The 17,811-nt window shown below is 36.3% G+C and carries 11 protein-coding genes; 4 read left to right on the forward strand and 7 right to left on the reverse strand.

Features of this window, described 5'->3' with window-relative positions:
- Together ACQ76T_RS22970 and ACQ76T_RS22975 are read right to left on the reverse strand one after the other, a co-directional pair.
- Positions 1-996: a BtrH N-terminal domain-containing protein gene (locus tag ACQ76T_RS22970; protein WP_431345522.1), complete on the reverse strand. Its 996-nt coding sequence runs from the start codon at positions 994-996 to the stop codon at positions 1-3.
- Positions 997-1,058: 62 nt separating this feature from the next.
- The gene (locus tag ACQ76T_RS22975) at positions 1,059-1,463 is read right to left on the reverse strand and encodes a hypothetical protein (RefSeq protein WP_431345523.1); all 405 of its coding nucleotides are present in this window, start codon (positions 1,461-1,463) and stop codon (positions 1,059-1,061) included.
- A 358-nt stretch (positions 1,464-1,821) separates the two neighbouring features.
- Here ACQ76T_RS22975 and ACQ76T_RS22980 point away from each other — a divergent pair, with 358 nt between their 5' ends.
- Positions 1,822-4,734 (forward strand): M16 family metallopeptidase, encoded by a 2,913-nt coding sequence (locus tag ACQ76T_RS22980; RefSeq protein WP_431345524.1) that lies wholly within the window; start codon positions 1,822-1,824, stop codon positions 4,732-4,734.
- A gap of 415 nt (positions 4,735-5,149) precedes the next feature.
- On the opposite strand, the gene ACQ76T_RS22985 is transcribed toward ACQ76T_RS22980, so the two are convergent.
- The 5 genes from ACQ76T_RS22985 to ACQ76T_RS23005 are packed head-to-tail and all read right to left on the reverse strand — an operon-like array spanning position 5,150 to position 11,783.
- The gene (locus tag ACQ76T_RS22985) at positions 5,150-5,593 is read right to left on the reverse strand and encodes an ABC transporter permease (protein WP_431345525.1); all 444 of its coding nucleotides are present in this window, start codon (positions 5,591-5,593) and stop codon (positions 5,150-5,152) included.
- Between the two features lie 6 nt (positions 5,594-5,599).
- A complete protein-coding gene (locus ACQ76T_RS22990; RefSeq protein ID WP_431345526.1) occupies positions 5,600-6,031 on the reverse strand; it encodes a hypothetical protein in 432 nt (143 codons plus the stop codon).
- The gene (locus ACQ76T_RS22995; protein ID WP_431345527.1) at positions 6,031-7,170 is read right to left on the reverse strand and encodes a beta-ketoacyl-ACP synthase III; all 1,140 of its coding nucleotides are present in this window, start codon (positions 7,168-7,170) and stop codon (positions 6,031-6,033) included. The genes ACQ76T_RS22990 and ACQ76T_RS22995 overlap by 1 nt, the downstream gene beginning before the upstream one ends.
- Position 7,171: 1 nt before the next feature.
- Positions 7,172-8,086 carry a dialkylrecorsinol condensing enzyme DarA gene (locus ACQ76T_RS23000; RefSeq protein ID WP_431345528.1) on the reverse strand — a complete coding sequence of 305 codons (915 nt, stop codon included), beginning with the start codon at positions 8,084-8,086 and terminating at the stop codon, positions 7,172-7,174.
- Positions 8,087-8,129: 43 nt separating this feature from the next.
- Complete coding sequence (locus ACQ76T_RS23005; RefSeq protein WP_431345529.1) at positions 8,130-11,783, reverse strand: MMPL family transporter; 3,654 nt, start codon at positions 11,781-11,783, stop codon at positions 8,130-8,132.
- Between the two features lie 194 nt (positions 11,784-11,977).
- On the opposite strand from ACQ76T_RS23005, the gene ACQ76T_RS23010 reads away from it, so the two are divergent.
- The 3 genes from ACQ76T_RS23010 to ACQ76T_RS23020 all read left to right on the forward strand — a co-directional run bounded on the left by ACQ76T_RS23010 (position 11,978) and on the right by ACQ76T_RS23020 (position 17,751).
- Complete coding sequence (locus ACQ76T_RS23010; protein ID WP_431345530.1) at positions 11,978-12,985, forward strand: hypothetical protein; 1,008 nt, start codon at positions 11,978-11,980, stop codon at positions 12,983-12,985.
- Position 12,986: 1 nt separating this feature from the next.
- Positions 12,987-14,126 carry an EpsG family protein gene (locus tag ACQ76T_RS23015; protein WP_431345531.1) on the forward strand — a complete coding sequence of 380 codons (1,140 nt, stop codon included), beginning with the start codon at positions 12,987-12,989 and terminating at the stop codon, positions 14,124-14,126.
- 202 nt (positions 14,127-14,328) lie between these two features.
- Positions 14,329-17,751, forward strand: a complete 3,423-nt coding sequence (locus tag ACQ76T_RS23020) for a T9SS type A sorting domain-containing protein (RefSeq protein ID WP_431345532.1) — start codon at positions 14,329-14,331, stop codon at positions 17,749-17,751.
- Positions 17,752-17,811: the final 60 nt, after the last annotated feature.

The following is a 17,811-nucleotide window of genomic DNA, read 5'->3' on the forward strand; positions in this document are numbered from 1 at the left end:
TCAGATCGCTTTTCTCAGTTTTTTATAGAAAGCTTCTTCCAGGTCTGCAATGTGCAGCATTGTTTTTGAAAGTTCGTTATAGATATTGCTCTTTGAGTTCCTGTTTTTATACACTCTGGCAATGTCTACGGCAAAATCTCTCCAAAGGTCACCAATAGAGGTGATTTCTTTTGATAATTCTTTAAGCTCATCATTTTTAAGGATGACAGAAGCTTCCTGAAGAAATGCACCATAGATAAATCTGAACCCGCCACCGCCGGTTCCGATTTCTTCCTGCATTCTGATCAGCTGCCCAAGATAGTGGTTCGTAACCTTTGTCCCTTTCTTATCAGCCCATTTCGGGATGCTTTTGGCTACCCATCTCATGGCTTTTACCCCAATAAGAGGTACCGGAGCCAGCATATTTTTACAAGTGTCTTTGATGCCTTTTCTGATGGCCTCTTCAAGGTTAACATTTTCAGGGATATAAACAGGATAGTACATGTGACCTTTGGGAGGAAGTGCTCCTTTAGCATATCTTACTTTTTCCAGCTCGGCTTCCGTCAATGTCGTGGTATAATCCATTACAGGATCGCTGATAAGGAATTTTCCGTCTTCTTTACCATATACAACAAGATTATGGGCATTGAAGTGGAATTTATATTCTTCAGGAAAATAGGTGAGGTTAAAAACGCCAACCTGAAGTCCTGTAGGGATATTTTGTTCTAGATTTCTTTCAAGAGCCTTTTGGGCATCCTGAGGATTTGAGAATTTTTCTCTTTTGATTTTAATGCCTAATCTCTTGGCTGCTTTACTGAAAATAGCACCCGGCATCGGACGATAGCTGAAGCCCGGAGCAAAATTCACCTTCAAAAAAGGAAGATAGACAAAAAACAATCCTGAACCGATTCCGAAGATCATAGGTTCACTTAGCTTTAAGCCTTTATTAAGCAGTAGATTGGAAGCAACACCGTTTTCGCAATGCGCAGTCTGATGGTGTTCAAAGTTTAATTTCATTGGCAGCTTATATCTTTTTCATTGGTATAATGGGATTCGGCATGATGATATGCCTTATCAAATTATTTCCCGTCGAAGTTTTTTAATTCGTTGACTGAAACTCCGAATGCATCGGCATATTTTTTCAGTTGGGTTTCGCTTAGTGTTTTAAATATTGTGGGTTTGAAGTGTCTTTTTACCCTCCATTGCCACATTCCTACATAAGAAGCCAGTACGCCAAGATCCATTTTGTTCAGTTCCATAAAATAAACAATAGGGCTTACTTTGTTTTGGGCAACGTGGTTTTTTGCCTCCTCAATCCTTTCATAGATAAGTTCCATAGATTCATCCAGCGCAGCTTTTTTGGCATCCCAGCCCGTACTGTTAGCGGTGGTGTAGTTGTCATTTTCATCCGTTACATACAGAACTTCTGTCATATTGGCGGATTTTAGGTTGCTTTCGTCTTGGGGTAGGTCTTGCTTTTTCATCTAAATAATGGTTGTTTTTTTAGATTCCAGATGAAAAATAGTTCACCTGTGTTGATTCTTCTTAATCAGGTGGCTAAAATAGTGAAAATACATTATATGTAAATCATATTAAATATGAGGGAGTTATTATCGTGAGATAGAGAAGATACAGAATATATTTTTGAATTTGTAATACCTGATAGGATTTTATTTTCCCCATTTGTCGGGCATGGTTTAACTAATTGGAGTTAAAAGTATCTTAAAAAGCATCGTTAAGACTTATTATATCTGCTTGTAACAAAAGAGCTGTAACAAGTGTCTGTATTATAAGACTAATGGTTGAAAGAAATTGGATAAGAATAACTAACAAATAACAACTATGAAGAAGTTTTTTATTTCTGTTTCGCTTTTCTGTGCGGTAATGGCTATGGCTCAGAAATTTGAGACACAAAAACTGACTGATGCCCAAGGCTACACGTATGAAACGGTAAAGAATGACCAGACGGGAGTAAGAGTATACACATTGAAAAACGGACTGAAGGTTTATCTTGCTAAAAATGATGATGCTCCGAGAATTCAGACCTATATTCCGGTGAGAACGGGATCAAACAACGACCCTAGTGATAATACGGGATTAGCTCACTATCTGGAACACATGGTTTTCAAAGGAACTTCACATCTGGGAACTCAGGACTGGGCAAAAGAAAAAGTTTTACTAAAGCAGATCTCTGATCTTTATGAGCAGCATAAAGCAGAAAAAGATCCTGAAAAAAAGAAAGAACTTTACAAGAAAATTGATCAGGTTTCTCAGGAGGCGTCCCAATATGCTATTGCCAATGAATATGACAAGGCGATCTCTTCCTTAGGAGCTACAGGTACAAATGCTCATACCTCTTTGGATGAAACGGTTTATAAAAACAATATCCCTTCCAACGAATTAGAAAAATGGTTAAGAGTAGAGAAAGAGCGTTTTTCAGAACTGGTATTGCGTCTTTTCCATACAGAGCTTGAAGCGGTATATGAGGAATACAACAGAGCTCAGGACAATGACAGCCGTCTTGTATTCTATTCATTGATGCAGGCCCTTTTCCCAAAACATCCGAACGGACAGCAGACTACAATAGGTACTTCAGAACATTTGAAGAGCCCTTCTATGGAAGCGATTCACAAGTATTTTGATACGTATTATGTGCCTAATAACATGGCTGTTGTATTGGTTGGAGATCTTGATTATGACAAAACTATAAAACTAGTTGATCAGTATTTCGGTGCATTCAAATACAAAGAGCTTCCAATGAAAAAAATGGTTACGGAAGAGCCGATGACCAGCATTGTTACAAGAACTGTAAAAAGCCCGACTACGCCAAGAATGACAATTGCATGGAGAACAGATTCTTATGGAACTCAGGAAGCAAGACTGGCAGATATAGTATCCGAAATCTTAAGCAACAGAGGAGATGCAGGATTAATTGACCTTAACATCAACCAGAAGCAAAAAACGCTTGGAGCAGGAGCGTATGAGTCACCTTACAAAATGTACGGAACGTTTGGATTGGTAGTAACTCCTAAAGAAGGCCAAAGTTTTGATGAAGCTAAAAAACTTCTCATGGATCAGTTGGATCTTGTAAAAAAAGGACAGTTTCCGGACTGGATGCTGAAAGCTATCGTGAATGATAAAAAAGTTCAGCGTATGAAGAACTGGGAAACAGCTGACGGATTAGCGACTGAATTGTACGATTCTTATATCAATGTAAGAACATGGGAACAGGAGCTGGATGAGATCAATCAGTATGATAAGATCACGAAAGCTGATGTGGTGAAATTTGCCAACGATTTCTTTAAAGATAATTATGTTGTTATTTATAAAGAAAAAGGAGTGAATGATAAGCTTGTACGTGTACAGAACCCTGGAATTACCCCGATTAAACTGAATAGAGAAGCTCAGTCTCCTTTCCTTAAAGATATTCTGAATACAAAAGTGCCGGAAAGTAAACCTGAATTTATTGATTTTAAAACAGCCATTCAGACTTCAAAGATCAAAGATAAGACGGTAAGCTTTGTGAAGAACAAATATAATGAGGTTGCCCAGATCAGTTATATTTTCCCTTTCGGAACAGATAATGATAAAGAACTTTCTATTGCAGGAACTCTTTTTGAATATCTTGGAACCGATAAATATACTCCGGAACAGCTGAAAGAAGAATTCTTTAAACTTGGTATAAACTATAGCCTGAGAACTTCCAATGATCAAATGATTATTACGTTAAGTGGTCTTGAAAGTAATATGAAGAAAGCTGCAGAGCTGATGAACCACTGGATGACGAATGTAAAAGCTGATAAAGCGATTTATGCTCAAACGGTAAAAACAATTCTGGAATCAAGAGCTACTGCCAAGAAAGACAAAGTGAGAATTATGGCAGCACTTTCAAACTATGCTAAATACGGTAAAAACTCAAGAATGACAGACATCGTTTCCAAAGAACGTCTTGAGAGCATTGATGCCGTAGAATTGATGAAGAAAGTGAAAACGTTGAACCAGTATCCTTATCAGGTGCTTCTTTACGGACAGGATCAGTCAGGTTTGGAAAAAGCGGTAAAACCTTTTATCATCAATACAAGCCTTCAGCCGGCACAGGCAAAAGAATATGCAGAACCTGCTACTGAAGGAAAGGTATACTTCACAAATTATGACATGGTACAGATGGAAATGTCTAAAGTAGCAAAAGGAAGTACGGTAAACCTTAGTAACTTTGGAAAAGCGAATGTTTTCAATGAATATTTCGGAAGGGGATTATCTTCTATCGTTTTCCAGGAGATCAGAGAAAGTAAGTCATTGGCTTACACAGCCTATGTTTCTTATGGAAATGCTTCAGAAAAAGGGAAATCAAACTATGTGACGAACTACATTGGAACACAGTCAAATAAACTTCCTTTAGCTGTAAATGCGATGAATGACTTAATGGTATCTTTACCACAGATTCCAGCTCAGTTTGAAAATGCCAGAGGTTCTGCCTTAAAACAGATTGCTTCCAACAGAATCAACAGAACAAATATTTTCTTCAATCAGTTAGCATTGAAAAAGCTGGGAGTAGATTATGACATCAGAAAAGATATTTATTCTGAGATCCAGGGACTGACATTGCCACAGCTTACAGGATTCTACAATACAGAGGTTAAACCTGTACAGTATAATACAGCGATCATCGGTAAAAAAGAAAACCTGAATATGGAATCTATCAACAAGATGGGTGAATTCCAGGAAGTATCTCTTGAAGAGATCTTCGGATATTAATATTTTAATTTTAATAATAGGTAAAGCGGAGCAGAAATGTTCCGCTTTTTTGTTGTTGAATATATTTCTCTTTGATGATCATTGTTTCACACATTTTTTTAATGTTTCACGTGAAATAATTCATCTTGTGATGAGGTTTTCGAGTATGTAATATGTTGTTTATCAGCTGTTTTTGAAGGTTGTAATGAATGTGTAAATAAACAAAAAATGAATATTTCTATTGTAATGTTTTTGTAATCAATTCAATAGGAGTGGGCTTTAGCCCGCTTAAAAAAATGAAAAAATCAACTGGCTTTAGCCAAAACCTGATTCAACACAAAGGTCACTAATGGATTTCACAAATTATCACAAATCTGGAAATTAATAACAAAAAAGCTGTACGTTTTGTACAGCTTTTATAGTGATTTTTTTCAGTTTAGGATTTTACTTCCTGAATAAACAGGTTGATTTCTGCCCGGATCAATAATTCGTCATTATTGAAGGTTTCGCAGAAAATATGACAGATATTTTCAAACTGTGAGATCAACGAAGCTTTAGAAATGATCTTGTCATTCACTTTAGGAAGGCCAAAAACTTCAATCTTTTTGATATTGGTAATAAAGCCAATTACTTTGGTATCTGCTTCAGGGTTTTCGAAGAAGCTTTGTCCGAGGATAGAAGAGCAGGTTTGCGCGAGATTTTCAATTAATCCGGTTTCTGCAAACTCACCGTTATGAACAAAGATATTGTCTTCTTTTATTTCAAAGGAAGTCACCACTTTTTCCTGGGTCAGTTCCAGAATATAGTCTGCCATCAGCATCGGGTCACGATGAGGTAAAAAGTTATGTATATTGATGATGTTTTCTTCCTTGATTTCCATTTCCAGTTATTTTACAGCAGTTTTCATTTGAGATTTTGCAATCACTTCTCCATTCAGCCTGGTAACAATATCTACGAGAGTTACTCCCATTACTTCATTAAGGATGGTGACTTCAGATTTCAATAGATCTCCTGTTTTGGGTAATATTTCAGATTCAAAAGATTTGATAGCTCCAATATATCCTGTAGGAGCCTCTTTTCCAAGTAAATAATATTTATATCCGGTATGAAGAGCCACGCTCTGTGCCTGATGCTCAATTAATCCGGAAGCCTGAAAATATCCGTTCTGAACAAAAAGATTATCTTCTTTAATTTCAAAACCTGAGATCAGGTAGCTTTCAGAATATTCTGTGAGCTCATGTACCATTACAAACGGTGCTCTTTGTGGAATAAGACTTTCTACAAAATCTTTATCTGATGTGGGCAGTCTGTTTTCCATTAGCAAACCGTTAATAAAGCACAAGAATACGCAAATCTTCCACTTTCAGGTACACAAAGAAGTACTTTTTCGCCTTTTTTCAGCGTTCCTGAGTTCATTAATTCTTCTAATGCGATAAAGATAGAGCCTGCTCCAATATTTCCTACTTCAGAAAGGTTGTAGAACCATTTTTCAGCAGGGAAGTCCATTCCTTTTTTAGCAAATTCCTCTTTCAGTCCATCTTTGAAATAACCGGAAGAGATATGTGCCAATACATGGTCTATTTTTTCAGGATCCAAATTGTGTTTGTCAAAAGATGATCTTAAACTTTCAGCACCTTTTACCAGAATATATTTATCAAGAATCTTAGTATCCTGTTTAATTGCGAAGATAGATTGCTTCAGCCATTCGTCTGAAGGATAATCTGCCCAGGATTTTAAGCTTCCGTCTTCCAGCTTGTCGCAGCCTGCATACATACAAGCTTCAATTTCGTGAGCGTAAGAATAGAAGTCGATGAATTCTATTTTCAGAGAAGTACTGTTTTCTCTTGGTTTATTTTCTAATAAGAAAGCTCCGGAACCATCAGAAAGCATCCATCTCAGGAATTCTCTTTTGAAGGCAATGATAGGTCTTTCTTCCAGTAATTTTAAGTTTTCTGCCTCATGGTTGAATTTATCAGCAGTCATCCATGCAGACATTCTTTCAGAACCTGCACAAACAGCATTTTCCTGTACTCCGGCCTTTACGGAAAGAAATCCGTAGTTCAGAGCGTTCATTCCGGAGTTGCAAAGTCCTGTGGCGGTATTAATCTCAATAGATTTTCCGATGTTCAGTTCACCGTGAACCATAGAAGCGTGTGACGGCTGGATCTGGTCCGGGGATGTAGTTCCTACAGATAATAATTTCATATCTTCCTTTTTGAAATTTTCATCAAAAAGTCCTTCTATTGCTTTTGCTGTAAGCTGCGCATTGGAATGCGTAGGGTTTCCTTCTTTATCTAAAGCGTAATATCTTGTAGTAATTTTATTGTTTCTTAAAATAAGTGATTTTGCTTTAGAAGGTGCGTCATTGATAAGGCCAAGATAAGTCTCCATTTCAGCATTCGATACCGGCTCATTGGGTAAAAATTTTGAAGCCTTTGTTATAAATACGTCGTACATTCTATTTTAAATTAATTCCTTGTAAATATCTTTTTTGTTTTTGTCTTTTAAACCAAAATATAGGGGTTGTAAGCAGGTGTAATACTAAGACGACAGGTGAGATAATCCATATCGCCGCCATCAAATATACCGTAAAGAATTTTATCAGCAATGGGCGTTTCTCTTTTTTATTGATAATCAGATTAGACCATATGGTGAAAATCTTGTTCCCTACTTTCTCTACACGTACCAAAAAGGCGCGTATTTCCACAGCTCCGTTTTTTATAAGATCTGGCTGTAGATTGTTCAGATCATTGTTTCTAAAATGTTTTTCAATGATCGTACCATACTTTACTGAACCTGCAATTTCTTCATCAGAAACCCCTGCAGCTGGCAGTAGCCCTGTTTTTTCTTTTTGTCCTTTAGTAAGCCATCTGACAATCGTTAATACACTTGTATAATTGTCGTGTCGGTCTACCAATGCAATATTTCCTATAAGTTGGGCTTTGAAATCTTTTAAATAAACCTTTAATTTTTCCTGGGAAAGCATCCACATATTTCTTGTTCCGGAAATGGTGACAACAGGAGTATCTTTAAGTATCTTTTCTGCATAAGCACTTTTCAGGAAAGAAATAATCGGGATAGACGGTGTAAGAAACCATACCTGATATCCAAAAAGGATGAGGTCGTATTTTTTGTTCAGAATTTCTTCTGAAGGGGGGAAGATCTCTTTAGGAATCTGTAAATAAGACTCCGGAAATGTATCAAAAAAAACATCACCAGGCCATGGGTATGGAAAATCTTCCTTAAGCTTAATGTTATAATAAGCGACATCATATTCTTCCTTTTGAGCTTCAAAAGGTTGGGCTATGTTTCTCACGATGTCTTCAAGTTGACCGGTTTGTGAATAATATATGACAAGTATATTTTTCTTCATTAGTTTTTCTTTAGCGTTTACAAAAATATGTTTTTCATATTTATTATCGGGTTTTAAATACTTTTACTGATACGGAACTCCAATTTAATGTATAATTTTCACTTTCCAGTATTGCATTTTTGGTATTTATAAAAATAATGGTTTCTGGAAGAGTCTTAAGATTATTGATGGTAAATTTATCATCTGAAATTAGCAGTACATCAATATTTTTATTCACTTCTGAAAGGTCTTTTATATAATGAAGCTTTCTCCTTTTTACCAGATAACTGTGAGCTGCAGTTGCTCTTTTTTCTTCATCTTTTATCCATGAAAAAATCTTTCTGCTGGCTTGATATAAAGTTAATAGAACATCTTTTTGTCCATAATCATCCGCTATGTGAAGAATAGTAGCATCCGCCGGGATGTGTTTATTGAGTTCAAAGTAGACTGATTTATTGGTATTGAAATCATTTTTAACTTCCTGTACTACTTCGCTGTCTTTATATAAAAAGCTGAGGAATAATTTGTTTTTAAAATAATTTTCATCTTCAATCTCTTCTCGGAGTTTTGCAAACTCTTCTCTAAAGTAGGCATTGATTTTTTTGGTTCGCTCAGAATAATTTTTTCCAAAACTAAGATCATCTTTGCTGATTCTGTTTCCTACTTTTACAGTAATGCTTCCGTTGTAAATGATAAAATCTCCTTTAGGCAGTACTTCTGAATTTCCGTGGATGTAGATAGGAAGTACATCCAGATCAAACTGTTCTGCAATATAGAAGGCTCCTTTATGGAATCTTTTTACATCATTGGTATAAGAACGTTCTGCTTCAGGGAAAACAACCAGAGAATATCCCTGTGCAATTTTCTCTTTCAGCTGATCCATTCCGTTTTCAATACCCTGCGAAACCGGATAAAAGCCAAGAGCTTTTACCAACTTTCCGAAGATGGGAGAATCATATACCCAGTCATTCACCAGATAGATTATTTTATGAGTTGCCATAGCAATTGCTAACGTATCCAGGAAAGAAGTGTGATTGGAAATGATAACAGCAGGTTTACTAAAGTCTTCCGTCGTATTTTTAATAACTCTTTTCTTAACAAAAGGGTTGGTGTACAATACAGATGTTAGAAATTTAGCAAGAATCAGTTTAATAATATTGAGGGGGCCTCCCTGGGATTTCTTCACAAAAAAACTTCCGAATGCAGAAAATATCAATCCGCCCAGTCCGTAATATAAAAACGAAAATACCGCTTGTACAAAAAGTCTGAATGTAATAGGAGAAAGTCCTTTCTTGGCCCGGTTGGTAATCAGTAATCTGAACCAAAACGGGTAAAGGGTAGAAGTAATAATGATCACCGAAAACATTCCAATTAAAGCAACTAAGGCCAGAGAATGCAGTGCAGGATGTTTGGCGAAAATCAGAGACCCAATAGAAAGAATGGTCGTGAATACCGCCAGAATTATAGAGGTTCTATAGGTAGGAAGTTCATTCTTTCCTGTTGTATGCTCTTTCTGCATAGCCTGCGTAAGGAAGATACTGAAATCGTCCCCAACTCCGAAAACCAATGTACAGACTACGGTACTGAAAATATTCAGTTCTAACCCCAGAAAATAAAGGATTCCGGCAGTTACTACTCCCGTTAAAACAATCGGGAACATGGTAAGAACCGTTAATTCAAAATTTCTGAAAAAGACAATGATGGTTAAAATAATAGCCAAAAGTGAGTAATTAATCAGTGTGTTGAAATCTCTTTTCAGAAGGCCCAAAAAGTTTTCGTTCATCTGCTGTCGGTCAATCGCCAGAGCATCGTGTTTCTTTTCAATATCTTTGATGAAGGTATCTCTTTTGTTTTCGTTCACTTTTACTACATTCGATACAGTATAGAAACCATTTTCATTGCTAAGAAATTCTGAGATCTGAAGGGCTTTTACCTTTTGATAGTCTTTCAGGCTTAAAGAAGTGTAGTTTTTATTTAAGATCCCATTAAAGTTATCAAATGCCGAGCCGTTGAAACCAAATTTGCTGCCGTTACGCACAAGCTCGGAAATAGTATGGCTTTTTTTCCGATTGTTCCAGAAATTCTTCCATTGCTCTATTTTCTTCTGCTGATCTTTTTCCGCAAGTACAATACTGCCAATAGAGTTATAACTTAAAATTTTACCTTCCTGTTTTTCCTTTTCAAGAAAGCTGCTCAATTGTGAGTTTCTGGACAAAGCTTCTTCCTCAGAGTTTCCATAAGAAATAGTGTATATCGATTTTGAAGTAATATCAGAAAGCTTCTGCAATTTGGCTTCGCTGATCTTCATTTCTTTTGGAATATAATTCAGATCACCAATGTCTTCATTGAAACCTACATGTCGAAATCCGAAAAGACAGGCAAGAATAATAACAGAGCATCCTATAATCAGAGGTTTATTTTTTTCGTAAGGATATGATCCTATTTTATCAATGAAATTGGTATTTATGTGTTCTCCTTTTTCTTTTGGCGTGTAAAGTTGAGGAACAATAATCAAGGCTGTAATAGAAGACAATATAACAGTAATAGCGGCAAAAAGGCCCAAATCTTTTAAAGCTTCGGAGCGTACAAAAACCAGACATAAAAACGAAACTGCTGTAGTGGCACTGCTTAAAACAATAGGCTGGGTGATTTCTTTGTACAGTTCTTCAATATTGTTATTATGCTTGTAATGGGTAAGAATATGCAGGGCATAGTCTATGGTAATACCAATGAGAATCGCTCCCACACTTAATGAAATTGCGGAGATCTTATCTTTAATAAAGTATAAAATCAATAAAGCCAGCAATACAGAGAACACTGTGGGAAGAAAAACAATAATGGGAGTGAAGAAATTTCGGAAATAATAGATAAGAAGTATCAAAAGAACCGTCATAGAAATAACAACGGTATTTTGAATGTCTTTTTTGATCTGTTTGGCATTGGCAACGGCAATGACCGGGGAACCGAAATAACTGATTTCTGTTTTTCCCTTAAACTGTTTGTTAATGTGGTCTTTTATGATATTAAGTTGATCCACAAAAGCTTCGTTGGCTTTGGTGTCATTGCTTTTATTTTTCGGGTCGATGAAGAGCAAGAGGTTTTTTCCATCCTTCGTTACAATATAGCTGTCTTCAAGTTTGAAATCCTTACTGATGTTTAAGGCGTTTAGTTTTTTTATTCCTAAGAAAGTAAGACCAAGAGGATCTTTTTTGATAAATTCTTTAGTGACCAAACTTGTTGGAGATACCAATGAGATATAGTTACTCTCTACCTGTTTGGCAATGCTGTCTCTCTGGAGTTTCCTTTCAATCTCCCTATAATCATTTTGATTGAGGAATAACGGGAGGTTTTGACTTACAAAATCGAATGTCTCTGAGATTTCATTATCATTGACTTTGCCCTGAACAGAGCCAATGTATTTTTTCAGAGGTTCTATTTTCTGCAGAAAAGTATCCGCCGTTTCGGAAAGCTGAAAATTGTCTTCGTGCGATTTGTTTTCTATGATAACGATGATCTTGTCCGAAAAATTAAGCTGTTTAAGTACTTTCGCAGTAAGATCCGATTTTTCATTTTTAGGAATGATCTGATTGATATCCTCTTCAAAATTGATCTTTGAAGCAAAGAAAATACACACAGCAGCAATTCCCAATGCTGTAAATACAGAAATGACTTTGTTTTTGGAAATCAGATAATATAAAAATATAAAAAAGCGATGCATTGCATTTAAATCAAGTCTGCAAATTTAATTTTTTAAGAATTAGTTCAAAATAGTTAGGCGATAAGTTTTGTCTGAAAATCAATAAAATATTCTAGGCAGAATGAAAAAAAACTCTACTTTTGCAAAAGTTCCCCTTTAACGAAATGTATTTTAAACCACAATTATTATTAAGAAAATAAGAATCTGTTTTAGATATGTTGAAAAGAAATGATGAAAAAATAAACGGATTCCTATTTGTAATAGTACTTCCGCTTCTGCTGTTTGCAATGTCTTATTATGGTTTTGAATCTTCTTATACCAGACTAAAGACATCGGAGAAAACTCCGGACTTCTTGTTCGCGTCTGTATACGCTTACAGAGTGATTCCCAATTACCTTAGTGTACAGATGACGGAGATGATGTATCACCTGATCAACGGACCTTTTTCTTTTTTTAAAGATTTTCTATCCAAGAACGGAACTCCATTTTATCATGGGCTTTTTCTAATGAACAGCGTATTCTTTGTTTTGTGTTCCTTGGTTCTTAACGCAATATTTAAATGTAAAGCTTCAGGCTTTATTTTGAATCTTAACGCAAGAAGGGTTATTCACCTTTTGAGTATTTTCTTTATTGTTATGACACAATATGCTCCTACCAATTGTGATACCATTGCTCTCTTCTGCTATCTGACAGGCGTTTTTTTAACCTTGAAATATGTACATACTCAAAAAAGTATATTTCTTTATTCTTTAGTGGTTCTTATTGCAGTTTCTACTTTGGTAAGGGAAACGGCATGTATTAATATTGCATTCTTCGCTGCAGTATTTTTTAGTTTTAGTGATTTGAAGAGAGGAAACTATCAGATCATCTGGAGAATACTTCCTCTGGTTATTGCCTTTATTATTCCTTATCTTGGATTAAGAGTTTTGCTTAAGCAGGAAGAAACTACTTTTGTAGAGGGTTTTTATATCAATAGAAACTTTTCCAGCCCATTCAACCTGGCGGGTCTTATCTTTGCAGTTGTTGTGATCTATTTTATATATAAGCTGTGTGTGGATAACGAGAACAGAGATGTTTTTAGAAAATATCTTTTTTTTTCCATACCATACCTTCTAATGATTACCTTAGTGGGGCTTTTTTGGGAAGCAAGACTGTTTCTGCCTTTAATTCTTACAGGAATTATCATAGCCTGTCATCAGTTTAAAAATACATCAGAAATTTAGCATGAGTTTATTACACCCATATTATCTAATTGCGATTGTCTATATGCTGTTTTTCAGTATTCAGGAGGTTTTTGGCAAAAAAGTAGATAAGAAATGGTTTTGGTTTTTGGCCGTATATTTCATTATTATCGTAGGATTGAGGGATGATGTGGGGCCGGATTATGGAAGTTATAAAGGGATCTATATTTATTCAGACACCAAAAGCTATTACACAATTTTTATGAAGATGCTTCATATGGAAGGTACAGAGTATCTTGATGTGGAGTGGCTTTATACTTTAATCAACAAGATCCTGCTCAATATCTTTGATGCACCTTTTTATATGGTGACATTAGTCATTGCAATCTTTGCCATGATCTTTAAAGTAGAATATACCGAAGATAATACCTTTTATCCTTTTACCTTTACTCTGTTTATGTTTATTCCCAACTTTTTCATTGGTGAAAGTGGACAAATAAGACAGAATTTAGGGACGTTTATTGTTTATTTTGCGATACGGTATATAAAAGAACGGAAATTCTGGCATTATCTCTTTTTCATATTCATAGGATCGGGAATCCATAGTGTATGTTATCTTTTTTTACCGATGTACTGGTTGGCCCGGGTTCCTTTGAACAAAATGATGATGCTGATAATGATCATAGGTTCTGTTTTTCTGTCTCCGTTTGAAGTCTACAGATTTTTTGGGAGCTTCCTGGACGGGATGGCTTCAGAAAGTTCACTGGTGGAAGGTTTTAACGGATATATGAATGAAAGTGTACAGCGATTAAACGGAGGAGTAGGAATTCCAGAGGTTATGATGGCTATTCTTACCTTTTTCCTTTTTGTTTTTGATAATAAGATGAAAGAGTTTTACCCCTACTACGAATACCATAGAAATTATGCTGTTGTAGGAGTTTGTCTATACTTTATTTTCCGGAATAATCCTATTTTCTCCTCAAGGCTTGCCGGAGCATTTATTGGATTTTCGTATATTATTATTCCCAACGCAATGTATGTTGTTGCAGCCAGAACCAGAAATCTGATTTATGCATTCATTATCTTCTTGGTTGTCTTTAACTTTATTGTCTTTGCAATATTTAATAATATTAATGCAGGAAGATTCTCCATAGAACGGTATAAAAATCATATTCTTCCGTAGATATGTTTTTAGTTGATTATATTTTAAGGTAGCTTTTTAAGCTGCCTTTTTTATTTATTTAATATCTGGTACGATAATTTTATTGTTAAAATATTTTCAACATAATATTGATATTGATCTTTGTTTATTAAAATTAATCTAATTTTTTTGAAAAAGGCTTAATAGTTGTATTTCAATGTAGATACACCCAAATCCACAAGATATGAATAAGTTAGTTGAAAAATTAGCGGCATTTTTTTGCCTAGTGTTGATGGGAATTTGTTTTAAAAGTAACATCTTATTAAAGGGAAGTTTTCCCTCGGGAAAATATGTCAATAAGGAATTGAGTCACAAAGAAAACGACTCGTTGGGGAAGACTAATTATAAAAGTCTGATACTTGCGGACTGGAAAAAAGCACCCAATAGCTATATTTTTGATCCAGGCCAAAACGATGCTGGGTTGTGGGTTCCTGTAAGAAAAGCGTATGCTATGTGGGAAGGAGGAGGATATCTCAGCGGAAACGGTATTCCTGCAGGAGTAGTAACAGCTGATGTACTTTGGGAAGATACTCATGGGCTTATCCGGTCAGGAGCAAATTATGGTTTGGAGATTTTGGGAACAGGGCAGGAGGCTAAGATAAAAGTTCCGATCAATAAAGCGAAAAAAGGAAATGCAGTTATTGCTTTCCGGGTGGATGGAGAAATCTACTGGAGCTGGCACATTTGGGTAACGGACGATCCTTCTAATGGAAGTTCTTACAAAAGCTTTAGTAATTTAAAAAGAATGAGATCTGATGGAACAACGGAAGTGATTCCGGACTCAGACTGGAAATGGATGGATAGAAATTTGGGAGCGCTTTCCCCTTCTATCACGTCATCAGATTGGAACAGAAACATAGGGCTTCTTTATCAGTGGGGAAGAAAAGATCCTATCCCGCCACTCGTTACAAGGGGAAATGATTTCTATGAGGTTTCAGGATCTATCGGAAGAGTAAGACATCGTGGAGCTAAGAATATGACCAATGCAGCGAGTATAGATGATCTGAGAAAATTTATCCTTCTTTCCAATGCAGAGATAACAAGTAATATCAGGCTTTCTGTGAAAAATCCTTTAAGCCTTATTTATATTAACAAAAATGATAACTCTGGTCAGGCCTATTACAATAACAATGTTAATCTGCCTGTTAATTGGTTTGGAAGATCTACATCGCTTCCAGATAACAGGCTTTCGGAGCTTAATCTTTGGTCGGATAACGCACAGGGTAAAATTGAAACAGCTTATAACAACGATACGAGCGCAAAACCTTACAGAGACAAATCTTCTTATGATCCATGTCCCAATGGATGGCGGATACCTTCTGCACTGGTCGCTAATCTGGCTTCCTCGTCTTATGTGGATGATATTAGAATAGATTTCTCTCCTTTTGGAGTAAGAACCAATATGGGTAAGAATATTTTTGAAACCAATAAGTATCATATTATTAAACCCACAGATGCCGGAGCTCCTGCTTTCCTTACAGGATTTAAAATATATCCCAATTGGGGTTTTGATCTCTCTAATATCGGCGGATATAATATGGGCATATTTCCCGGAACCGGACAGCTTCTCAGAGCCGCTCACTCGGGACAATATAGTGATCAGCACCATATCGCTCTGTGGACGGCCACTCTCACAAGACATTTTGATACTTCTCCTGCTGTAAGTATTCGAGGGCTTTCAATGATTCCGGATAAAACACAGCCTGATGTTCCGGATCCTAATTACCCTGATATTAAAGGTCGGTATTATTACTTTCCTCTGTCTGGAATGTACAGTTCTGATGCCAATGGCTGCAGATGTGTAAAAGATCCTTTATATATCATCGACGATTATGATTTTCCTACAGAATATCTTCCTGCAGTGACAGAATATAGGGAAGGAATTAATAATCCCAACAGTTATCAGGTCGTTAAAAATGCATCATCTTCTGTAATAGAAATTCCGGTAAGTAAAGCCTTTTCTATGCAGAATCAGTTTTTAAATAATACTGAAATCATAAATCCATCCAATTTCAATAATTTAAAAGCAAATGTCCTTTGGACGACCAATATAAATCTTATCAATAAAATTTCAGTGGTGAACCCGTCGCCTACCTCTCTTCAAGATATCAGTAATTCTAAGATTTCCGTGGAAATTACCCCTAACCAAAGTGGAAATGCCGTAGTAACATTACATAATGGCAGTATATCTAATCCTATATACTGGAGTTGGCATATCTGGGTGACCGATTCTCCGGTGGGATCTTATACCTACACCACAGAATTTCCTGTGTCAGTAGCTGTGAATTATGTGAATTATACTGCTAAAGCAGATGTGCCGTTACAGACTACTTTTATGGATCGGGACCTTGGGGCAGCAGATGTTTTTCCGATTGTTGCAAATCCTCTTTCTCCCACTGCCGATGAGCTTGGAAAAATACGAGCTTCGGGAGGTTTACATTACCAATGGGGAAGGAAAGACCCTATTCCAACATTTCAATATATAGATAATAGAAGTTCGTATTCTATATTTTCAGGAAATGCAGCAGCAAATGGCGTTGTATCCTATGTTCCGTTAACAGCCTCTGCTTATAATACTTTCCCGGGAAACTATATTATACCTTACAACACCTACGCTGCCGCATCCAATGTTCTGAGTAATGATAAAACCATTGACAAAGTCTCTAAAATCTTATCCTATTCTGTCAGAAATCCTTTGGTCTTTATGATTCCGAGCACATTTGCCCCCTTTAACAGTGCTACATCTAATTATACCAATGGATCCGACTGGTTAGCTGAAGAACCTAATCTTGCCTTAGAAAGATGGGGAAGAGGGGGTAAAAAATCACCGTTTGATCCTTGCCCTGAAGGATGGCGAATTCCGGATGTAACCAACACTGCATTGGTTTCAGGAATGGATTTTGGACAATCTCCCTGGTACAAAAAAGATAAAAATGTAGCAACCTCTTACAGCATTGCTACAGATTATTTGGGAGGCAGAGTGCGAAATAGCGCAAACTCTACAGTAGGATATATCTTTAATAATTCCTTGTATCCGGTAGGCAACTATCCGGATTCCGGAGCCCGTGGATTTAGAAGTGTCATAGCGAACCAATCTCCACAAGGAACCTTTACTATAATCAATTTTCAATATTCTCCAGTATGGACGGCTGCTTTAGCTACCAATTATCTGGGAAGATCAGTCAATATACTTTTTGATGCAGCGCCTACCACCAACAGAATGATTGCTTTCCATGACAATAATGATCCTTATTTTGGAGCGTCATGCAGATGTGTGAAAATAAAGTATGATGATAATGGGAATGAAGAAGGTCCGTCTTCCAGAAGACCAATTGTTTTCAGCAGTCCAACCTTGAGTACCCAGAATACAGAAATGAGAACAGAGGAAAACAAAATTACATTATATCCAAATCCTGTTTCTAAAATTCTTTATCTCAGAGGTGGGGAAAGTGAGGAACATGAGTTTCAAATTTATAATACCTTGGGTCAGCTTGTAGAATCCGGAAAATTTGAAGATGATCAAATTGATGTTTCTTCTCTGAATGCAGGCGTCTATTTAATAAGGATCAATCACTCAGATACTGCTGTGAAAATAATAAAACGTTAACTATTGATAATGAGTGTGATATGAGTGCTTGTAAGTGTTTTGTTTCGGTATTCGACCTTT

Source organism: Chryseobacterium sp. JK1 (genome assembly GCF_050632815.1).
In the GTDB taxonomy this organism is placed as follows: domain Bacteria; phylum Bacteroidota; class Bacteroidia; order Flavobacteriales; family Weeksellaceae; genus Chryseobacterium.

What these genes read in the sequence shown, in the direction of transcription:
- ACQ76T_RS22970 (WP_431345522.1), bottom strand. Translation starts at nt 996, where the DNA reads ATGAAATTAAACTTTGAACACCATCAGACTGCGCATTGCGAAAACGGT.
- ACQ76T_RS22975 (WP_431345523.1), bottom strand. Translation starts at nt 1,463, where the DNA reads ATGAAAAAGCAAGACCTACCCCAAGACGAAAGCAACCTAAAATCCGCC.
- ACQ76T_RS22980 (WP_431345524.1), top strand. Translation starts at nt 1,822, where the DNA reads ATGAAGAAGTTTTTTATTTCTGTTTCGCTTTTCTGTGCGGTAATGGCT.
- ACQ76T_RS22985 (WP_431345525.1), bottom strand. Translation starts at nt 5,593, where the DNA reads ATGGAAATCAAGGAAGAAAACATCATCAATATACATAACTTTTTACCT.
- ACQ76T_RS22990 (WP_431345526.1), bottom strand. Translation starts at nt 6,031, where the DNA reads ATGGAAAACAGACTGCCCACATCAGATAAAGATTTTGTAGAAAGTCTT.
- ACQ76T_RS22995 (WP_431345527.1), bottom strand. Translation starts at nt 7,170, where the DNA reads ATGTACGACGTATTTATAACAAAGGCTTCAAAATTTTTACCCAATGAG.
- ACQ76T_RS23000 (WP_431345528.1), bottom strand. Translation starts at nt 8,086, where the DNA reads ATGAAGAAAAATATACTTGTCATATATTATTCACAAACCGGTCAACTT.
- ACQ76T_RS23005 (WP_431345529.1), bottom strand. Translation starts at nt 11,783, where the DNA reads ATGCATCGCTTTTTTATATTTTTATATTATCTGATTTCCAAAAACAAA.
- ACQ76T_RS23010 (WP_431345530.1), top strand. Translation starts at nt 11,978, where the DNA reads ATGTTGAAAAGAAATGATGAAAAAATAAACGGATTCCTATTTGTAATA.
- ACQ76T_RS23015 (WP_431345531.1), top strand. Translation starts at nt 12,987, where the DNA reads ATGAGTTTATTACACCCATATTATCTAATTGCGATTGTCTATATGCTG.
- ACQ76T_RS23020 (WP_431345532.1), top strand. Translation starts at nt 14,329, where the DNA reads ATGAATAAGTTAGTTGAAAAATTAGCGGCATTTTTTTGCCTAGTGTTG.